The organism is Trichlorobacter lovleyi (assembly GCF_015239775.1).
Taxonomy (GTDB): Bacteria; Desulfobacterota; Desulfuromonadia; order Geobacterales; family Pseudopelobacteraceae; genus Trichlorobacter; species Trichlorobacter lovleyi_B.
Window position 1 is genome coordinate 3,706,749 of the sequence record NZ_CP058409.1, and the last position, 6,832, is coordinate 3,713,580.

The 6,832-nt window shown below is 53.4% G+C and carries 7 protein-coding genes; all 7 read right to left on the bottom strand.

Features of this window, described 5'->3' with window-relative positions:
* Positions 1-162 precede the first annotated feature (162 nt).
* Genes rsmG through rpmH form a run of 7 tightly spaced genes read right to left on the bottom strand, consistent with a single transcriptional unit; the run spans position 163 to position 6,451 of the window.
* The gene (gene rsmG / locus FY034_RS17160) at positions 163-810 is read right to left on the bottom strand and encodes a 16S rRNA (guanine(527)-N(7))-methyltransferase RsmG (protein WP_265552749.1); all 648 of its coding nucleotides are present in this window, start codon (positions 808-810) and stop codon (positions 163-165) included.
* Positions 800-2,686 (bottom strand): tRNA uridine-5-carboxymethylaminomethyl(34) synthesis enzyme MnmG, encoded by a 1,887-nt coding sequence (gene mnmG, locus FY034_RS17165; protein WP_265555304.1) that lies wholly within the window; start codon positions 2,684-2,686, stop codon positions 800-802. The genes rsmG and mnmG overlap by 11 nt, the downstream gene beginning before the upstream one ends.
* Before the next feature lie 30 nt (positions 2,687-2,716).
* Positions 2,717-4,099 (bottom strand): tRNA uridine-5-carboxymethylaminomethyl(34) synthesis GTPase MnmE, encoded by a 1,383-nt coding sequence (mnmE, locus tag FY034_RS17170; protein ID WP_265552750.1) that lies wholly within the window; start codon positions 4,097-4,099, stop codon positions 2,717-2,719.
* A gap of 11 nt (positions 4,100-4,110) precedes the next feature.
* The gene (gene yidC, locus FY034_RS17175) at positions 4,111-5,703 is read right to left on the bottom strand and encodes a membrane protein insertase YidC (protein WP_265552751.1); all 1,593 of its coding nucleotides are present in this window, start codon (positions 5,701-5,703) and stop codon (positions 4,111-4,113) included.
* A gap of 18 nt (positions 5,704-5,721) precedes the next feature.
* Positions 5,722-5,934 carry a membrane protein insertion efficiency factor YidD gene (gene yidD, locus FY034_RS17180; RefSeq protein WP_012471661.1) on the bottom strand — a complete coding sequence of 71 codons (213 nt, stop codon included), beginning with the start codon at positions 5,932-5,934 and terminating at the stop codon, positions 5,722-5,724.
* Positions 5,913-6,284 (bottom strand): ribonuclease P protein component, encoded by a 372-nt coding sequence (rnpA, locus tag FY034_RS19065; protein WP_416222767.1) that lies wholly within the window; start codon positions 6,282-6,284, stop codon positions 5,913-5,915. Before rnpA ends, yidD begins: the two co-directional genes overlap by 22 nt.
* Positions 6,285-6,301: 17 nt before the next feature.
* Positions 6,302-6,451, bottom strand: coding sequence for a 50S ribosomal protein L34 (rpmH, locus tag FY034_RS17185; protein WP_012471663.1), 150 nt, complete (start codon positions 6,449-6,451; stop codon positions 6,302-6,304).
* Positions 6,452-6,832 lie beyond the last annotated feature (381 nt).

Below are 6,832 nucleotides of genomic sequence, written 5' to 3' on the forward strand. Positions count from 1 at the left end.
CCGGGGCGGCCAACAAATCGGCCCCCCAGGGGCAAAACAAGCAAAAAGGCGCCAATTTAAGGCGCCAGACAATTTTACATAAAAACCCATAGTCCAACAACAACCACAGCAAAAAACGCCCTTGTGGGCAGTTTTCGGCAGCGCACTGCGCTAGCCCTGTGTTTATCTAGCTTTGCGCATGATCACCAGACTGCGTTCACCCATTTTGAGCGGCAGACGGTAGCTGACAGCCGGTTCGAGCTCTAATCCTGCGGCTGCAATCGATTCCCGCAGATAGAAGGCCTCCTGTTCACCATCAGCACCGCGCATCGAGATCAGCCTTCCGGAAGCCGACACCAGAGGTGCAGCCAACTCGACAAAGAGCGACAGGCTACTGAAGGCCCGCGACGTCACCAGATTAAATCCACCCGGCCGATCAGTTGCCAGCACCTCGACCCTGCCATGCAGCGGCTCAAGATTTGCCAGCTTGAGCATCCGGTCGATATGCTTCTGAAAGCTGATCTTTTTCCCAACGGCATCAATCGAGGTGATCAGACAATCAGGTCTGGCAATGGCAAGCACCAGGGCAGGAAAGCCGGCGCCTGAGCCGATGTCCAGTATCCGGTCACCCGGCCTGAGCTCAGTCACCAGATGCAATGAGTCAACCAGATGTTTGACGGTCATCGCATCCCTGCCGGTGATCGCCGTCAGATTGATTTTCTTGTTCCAACGCAGCAACTCCTGCAGCAACAAGCCACAGGCCTCATACTGCTGCTCCGTCAGCGCAAGATGCAGCTCCTTAGCGGCCGCGGTTAACAGCTCACGGTTCACCGGGCTGCTCTCCTCTGCCTTTCAGCATCACCGAAATAATTGCAATCGCAGCCGGAGTAACCCCTTGAATGCGGGCCGCCTGCCCCAAAGTATCGGGCCTGAACCGCTCCAGTTTTTCACGCACCTCCGAGGTCAGACCGGGAATCGCGCCGTAATCCAGTTCAGTCGGGATCCGGGCCTCTTCCTGTTTCCGCATCCGCTCAATCTGCTCCAGCTGACGTTCAATATAGCCCTGGTACTTGACCTGGATCTCAACCTGTTCCCGCACCGCGTCAGGCAGCCCCGCAACCTGCGGGTCAATCTCCTGCAGCTGCTGGTAACCGATTTGAGGCCTGCGCAGCAGCTGCTCAAAACTGGTGCCCTTCTGCAGATCTGCACAGCCGTACTGATCACACCAGCGTTTTTCTTCGGAACTCAGACTCAGACGTGTGGCGCGAACCCGCTCCAGCTCCTCCCGGATCTGCTCCCGCTTGCGACAGAAACCGGCATAGGTTGCCTCGTCGACCAGACCGACTGCATGGCCGATCTCACGCAGCCTGATATCGGCATTATCCTCACGCAGCAACAACCGGTATTCGGCCCGCGAGGTAAACATCCTGTACGGTTCCTTGGTACCCAGCGTGACAAGATCATCCACCATGACCCCAATATATGACTCATGCCTGCCCAGCATAATCGGCTGCCTGCCCTGAACCTTCAGGGCGGCATTGATGCCTGCCAGAATACCCTGTGCAGCAGCCTCTTCATACCCGGAGGTGCCGTTAATCTGCCCGGCATGGAACAGGTTTGCAATCAGTTTGGTTTCAAGGGTGGCATGCAGCTGCACCGGATTAACGTAATCATACTCAATGCCGTAGGCCGGCCGCATGATCTCCACCTGTTCAAGACCGACCATGGAGCGATAGAAGGCGATCTGGATATCAATCGGCAGCGAGGTGGACATGCCGCTGGGGTAATACTCCACCGTCTCCAGCCCCTCCGGTTCAATAAAGGTCTGATGACGCTCCTTATCGGGAAAACGCACCACCTTGTCTTCAATCGAGGGACAGTAACGCGGACCGATCCCCTCAATGATCCCGGCGTAGAGCGGCGAGCGATCCAGACCGCTACGGATGATCTCATGGGTGCGCTGATTGGTGTAGGCAATATAACAGGGCACCTGAGGCATGGTGATCCGCTCGGTACTGAACGAGAACGGCACGGGCGGATCATCGCTGTATTGAGCCTCAAGTTTTCTGAAATCAATGGTCCTGCCATCAAGTCGGGCCGGCGTACCGGTCTTGAGCCGCCCCACCTCAAACCCCAGCGTCTTCAATTGGTCTGAAAGCCCCAGAGAAGGCAGATCCCCTGCCCTGCCGCCGGAGTAATTGATCAGGCCGATATGGATCAGCCCCCGCATAAAGGTACCGGTAGTCAGCACAACCGTCTTTCCAAGAAAGCGTATGCCACTGCGGGTATCTACCCCGCGTAGTTCTCCACTCTCAAGATGTAGCGCCGTAACCTCACCCTGCTTGACATGCAGGTTCGGTTGTTGTTCAAGTACCCGCTTCATACGCAAACGATAAAGCTGCTTGTCTGCCTGGGCACGACCGGCACGTACCGCCGGCCCCTTGCGTGTATTCAAGACGCGGAACTGTATTCCGGTGGCATCAATATTTTTCGCCATCTCGCCACCCAGCGCATCGATCTCACGCACCAGGTGCCCTTTGGCCAATCCCCCGATTGAAGGGTTACACGACATCACTGCCATGCCATCGAGGCTCATGTTCAACAGCAAGGTCAGGCATCCCATTCTTGCGGCAGCCAGTGCGGCCTCGCAGCCGGCATGACCGGCACCCACCACAATCACATCGTATCTGGTTTCATAGCTATGCATCATGGCCACCATGTTCCACGTGAAACATCATTACTTGCCAATACAAAATGAAGAAAAAATCAGATCAAGCAGGTCGTCGGTCGTGGTCTCGCCGGTAATCTCACCAAGGGCGCCAAGGGCGGCCCTGAGATCCAGGGCCAGCAGCTCCGGGGGTAACCCCAGCAGCAGATTATCCGCAAAGGCCTGGAGAGACTGTTGGACACGAACAAGAACATCACGATGACGAACGTTTGAGATCACAGCAGCAGCATCGGATGAAAAGGCCGAAGACTGTACGAAGTGGTCGTAGATCTGAGCGGCAAGCAGATCAATACCCGCCCTGCTCTTTGCAGAAACGCTGCATACTCCGAGAGGTGCAGCCAGATCTGACAGATCAAGCAACTGAGGAAGGTCTGACTTGGTCACCACCAGCAGATACGGAAGCGCGGCAAGCGATCTAGTCAGCTCCAACAATTCATCACTCAACGGGGCAGTGCCATCGACCAGCAAAAGCAGCAGATCGGCCTCAGACACCTTATCAAGCGCCCGACGGACACCCTCCTGCTCAACACAGTCGGCGTGATGGGCACGAATACCGGCAGCATCGATAACCTTAACCGGCAACCCCCGCAGGGAGACCGTCTCTTCAATCAAGTCGCGGGTGGTGCCGGGCAGTGCTGAGACAATCGCCCGGTCGGTCCCTGACAGGGCGTTCAAGAGGCTGGATTTACCAGCATTCGGAAGCCCCAGCAGAAGGACCGAAACACCGTCGCGCAGCACCTTTCCCGTTGCAAAGCTCGCGAGCAGCCGATCAATTCCGGCAGAAACCGATGCAACTCTGGTTTCTATGACCGCGAACACAGCAGGATCAACCTCATCCTCTGGAAAGTCTATGTGAGCCTCTACCAAGGCCAACGCATCAACCAGCGGTGTCTTCAAGGCGGTCAATGCACGGGACAGATGACCTTCGCGTTGCGACTGGGCCAGGCTCAAAGAACGCCCTGTACGGCTGGCGATCAGGTCCATAACAGATTCTGCCTGGGCAAGGTCGATACGGCCGTTCAGGAAAGCACGCCGGGTAAATTCGCCCGCCTCAGCCAGTCGTGCGCCAGCAGCAATGCAGGCCTCCAAGACAGCACGAACCACGTAATAGCCACCATGGCAGTGAAGCTCAAGCACGTCCTCACGGGTGTACGAACGAGGAGCACGCATCAGAACCGCCATGGCTTCATCAATCAGAGCGCCGTCAAGCGGATTGATCAGGCGGCCATAGAAAAGGCGGTGGCTCTCAAAGCCACCGCCGTTCTTCGTGCCTGATCCTTTAAAAACCTTCCGGCCAATCTGCTCTGCGTCAGGCCCGCTGACCCGTACTATGCCCACTCCTCCCGAACCAAGCGGGGTCGCTATGGCAGCAATGGTATCACGAATATACATGGCGCACCGGATCAGTCTTTGACGAGCTTGTTGATATATGCCTGCTGACCAATGGTCAGTATGTTGTTTATCAGCCAGTACAAAACCAGACCAGCGGGAAAACTGAGAAACATAAAGGTAAAGATGACCGGTAGGCCCAGCATGATCTTCTGCTGCATTTCATCCATATTGGAAGGGGTCATCTTCTGCTGGACAAACATGGTGATACCCATGATGACCGGAGTCACATAATAAGGATCTTTGTCTGACAGGTCAGTGATCCAGAACATGAACGGAGCATGGCGCAGCTCGATCGAGTACATCAGTGCCTTGTAAAGGGCAAAAAAGACCGGGATCTGGACAATCATGGGGAGACAGCCACCCAGAGGGTTGACCTTATGATCACGGTACAATTCCATGACCGCGCGGTTCATGGCATCTTTGTCATTTTTATACTTCTCTTTCAATGCAGCCATCTTAGGCTGCAATTTACCCATCTCTTTCATTGACTTGTAACTCTTATGGGTAAGTGGAAAGAAAAATATTTTCAGAATAACGGTGATGATGATGATCGCAATACCGTAGTTACCTACGTAACGATAAAAGAATTTGAGCGAATAGAGCATCGGCTTGGCAATGGCAGAGAACCAGCCAAGATCAAGGGACTGTTCCAGGGAGCTGCCCTGGGCCTTGAGGATGTCGATCTCCTTGGGTCCAATAAACAGCTTATGGGCAACCGTCACGGCCTGGCCAGGCGCAACAGAGAATGCCGGCGTACTGATATCAGACTCAAGGTAACCGGTGGCCCCCTTCTTTAACTCAACTGATGCGATACTGTTGTTAACAGAAAGCAAGGCGCTTAAAAAATATTTATCATTGATGGCAGCCCAGGTTACGCCCTTGTCGTACTTTTTGGTGGCGGAGGCAACATTCTTTGGCGCATCCGTGTGCAGTGAGCCATCAGCATAGAGAGAGGAGCCGTAGGTCTCATACCGCTTGTCAGACTGATTTTGCTCAAAGGGCGATGTTAACAGGTACTGAAAGGAACCTGTAATGGGAGCTGCAGAGTTATTGACAAGCTGCGTCTCCAAAGCGATCCCGTACCCATTGCCTTCAAAACCGTAGGTCTTGCGGACAACAAACCCCTGAGCATCGACATAGGTGAAGACAAGCTGCTTCTTTTCGCCACCCGAGAGCTTTAAAGAGCTTACGTTAGAACTGTAGGCAGCTTGAGCAGAAAGAGCGAAGCCAACACCGCGGGTTGAAAAGGAAGGTAAGGCAGGATCGGCATTGGCAAGCAGCTTTACCTGTGCGGCGCCAGGCTTGTTGGTCTCCCGGAAGCCTTTCAGCGTCAGACTTTTCAAGGAAGCGCCGGTACCACTGAAGACTGCGGTGTAGCGCTCAGTCTCTACCGTCACATCAGCCGTAGAGGCGGTCTTGGGCAGATCCACCGGAGTCGCTGCTGCAGTCTGAACACTCACTGCAGGTGCGGCTCCGACATTCTCGGTTTTAACAGGAACAGGTACAGCAGCAGGTGCTGGCTTTTTTTCTGGACCATAAAAAAACGAAAAAAGATAGAAAACACCAATGGAAAGTACTACTGCGAGTATAGTCCTTTTTTCCATGAAAACACTCCGTGGTCACTAGGAAACAGGATCGTACCCACCCGGATGCCAGGGATGGCATCTAAGCAGACGCGATACTGTCAACAGCATACCTTTATAGGGGCCGTAACGGCGTATAGACTGCAGTGAATAATCAGAACACGTTGGGTAAAAGCGACAGGAACCTGGAAGCAGGGGGGAGATACACAACTGATATGCCCGGATAGCTGTTATAAGGATGCGTGACAGCATGTACGTGAACCGATCTGCTGAAAAGCTCGTTGCAGCTCACTACTGAGAACTGCAACGCTGTTTTCAGCAGCCTGGCGCCGAACTATGACATTCAGATCCACGCCGGGCAACAGTGAACAATGATGACGAAAGAACTCTCTGACGTGACGCTTAAGACGGTTTCGTACGACTGCATTGCCTGTTTTCCGGCTGGCGGTGATCCCCAGCCGGGGATACTCGTAGCCGTTCTCTCTCCAAACAACGAGAAAAGACCGTCCGGAGACTACAGTCTTGCTGTCGGACAGTCTTAGGTACTCTGAACGGCTCAGCAGGCGGTACTGCTTAGGAAAGCTGTTGCCACGCGCCGACACTACAAGTACAGAAAAAACTATTTGCTTGCGACCTGAACAGAGAGACGCTTACGGCCCTTGGCACGACGACGCTTGATAACCAGGCGACCGTTTTTGCTCGCCATACGTACCAGAAAACCATGGGTACGCTTACGGGATGTGTTACTGGGTTGAAATGTTCTTTTCACGGCGCTGCTCCAGATTACTTTGTATTTTGGTGGGAATGCTTCTTCCTATCCGCAACCCACTGTCCTGAGTACAGGAACGGAATTTATACGCAAATTACTTTAAAAATGTCAAGACTTTTTGTTTTTAAGAAAATGGTTTAGGCATTGAAAAAAGACGGCAGCTCTGTTAAAGTTTCAAGCCCCAAATTAGCCGCAAGTGTTGCAACATGGACAGTAACTAGCTAAATTTGCAAAAGTATCAAGTTATCAACATGTGTTGATAAACCTGTTAATAACCACGTGAATCATGTAATGCTCAGCATCAGGTGAACCATGTTTTCATGAAGCATCTTCATGTTATCTGGTGCTACGGCATCGTCCAGACAGATCGGAACCAGCGAT

What these genes read in the sequence shown, in the direction of transcription:
- yidC (WP_265552751.1), bottom strand. Translation starts at nt 5,703, where the DNA reads ATGGAAAAAAGGACTATACTCGCAGTAGTACTTTCCATTGGTGTTTTC.
- yidD (WP_012471661.1), bottom strand. Translation starts at nt 5,934, where the DNA reads ATGCTGTCACGCATCCTTATAACAGCTATCCGGGCATATCAGTTGTGT.
- mnmG (WP_265555304.1), bottom strand. Translation starts at nt 2,686, where the DNA reads ATGCATAGCTATGAAACCAGATACGATGTGATTGTGGTGGGTGCCGGT.
- mnmE (WP_265552750.1), bottom strand. Translation starts at nt 4,099, where the DNA reads ATGTATATTCGTGATACCATTGCTGCCATAGCGACCCCGCTTGGTTCG.